At 57.8% G+C, this 258-nt stretch carries 1 rRNA gene; it reads right to left on the reverse strand.

The features are described 5' to 3' along the window. Positions 1 to 101: ribosomal RNA gene (rrf, locus tag ACNFOC_RS56030) — 5S ribosomal RNA — on the reverse strand; the annotation flags it as partial. Positions 102 to 258 lie beyond the last annotated feature (157 nt).

The raw sequence follows: 258 nt of genomic DNA on the forward strand, positions 1-258 counted from the left end.
CTCTCCCACAGGGTCCCCCCTGCAGTACCATCGGCGCTGTAAGGCTTAGCTTCCGGGTTCGGAATGTAACCGGGCGTTTCCCTCACGCTATGACCACCGAAACACTATGAAACAATCAACCGCACCATCACCCGTGACCATGGCAATGGGGTTGTTCGTGGTTTCAGAACCAACACAGTGGACGCGAGCAACTGAGGACAAGCCCTCGGCCTATTAGTACCGGTCACCTCCAGCGGTTACCCGCCTTCCAGATCCGGC

It is taken from the genome of Streptomyces colwelliae, assembly GCF_048158785.1.
Classification (GTDB): Bacteria; Actinomycetota; Actinomycetes; order Streptomycetales; family Streptomycetaceae; genus Streptomyces.